Origin of the sequence: Riemerella anatipestifer, assembly GCF_009663465.1 — a bacterium.
GTDB lineage: Bacteria > Bacteroidota > Bacteroidia > Flavobacteriales > Weeksellaceae > Riemerella > Riemerella anatipestifer_C.
In genome coordinates, this window is the sequence record NZ_QXHU01000022.1 from 1 (window position 1) to 737 (window position 737).

At 29.3% G+C, this 737-nt stretch carries 1 protein-coding gene; it reads left to right on the forward strand.

The window, feature by feature from the left end; translation table 11 throughout:
* Positions 1-538: hypothetical protein (locus D1003_RS10975; RefSeq protein ID WP_221410931.1), on the forward strand; the 538-nt coding region annotated here is incomplete at its 5' end.
* Between the last annotated feature and the right edge of the window lie 199 nt (positions 539-737).

Here is a 737-nt window from a genome sequence, read left to right on the forward strand (position 1 = left end):
CGTTATGCGATATTTTATGAAAACACGGCTCCTAAAACTGCTTTTAACGATTTTTTCATTGAATTTGTTTTCTCAAATACATAAAACAAGTGACAGTGATAAAAACGCTATACAATTTTTTGACAATTTCTATAAACAAAGAATATTTGAAAAAAAAGTAAAAAAAGTTAGACAAAAAAATCATCAGATAATTTATGTTGTTGATGGAATAAAATTTAAAGTAAACTTTCCCGAAGATTTAGAAGAAAAATATATCGAAATTTTAAAATCAAAGTTAATAAATCCAATGGATTTTTATTTGGGAACTGAATTTAAAATATTACGCTTGGAGGAATTAAGATTTGAGGGATTAAATCCTAAAATTAGAAGATTTCGAGTTTGGGCATTACCTAAACTTACGAACAATCCTTTAACAAATCGTATAAATCCCTCCGAATTCTATTTTGAATTGCAAAGCAAGAAGGATTTTATAAATGCAGTCGAATATCTAAAAAATGCAAAAATGACTTTTTTTCAATTTTCCACAATAGTAATCTAAAAACATCGCATAACATAGTATTTGCAAAAGGCGGGGTTAAGTGCAGAGTTGAAAGTTTGGGAATATTTATCCGCTTCTGCTTTTCCGTATTACTTTTTTTTCTTAAATTAGCAATACGGAAAAAGCATCCGCTTCGGTTGTGCTGAATTGAACTTATCGTCCAATTCAAACCCGCCCTTCGCAAATACTTTTTCCGTTG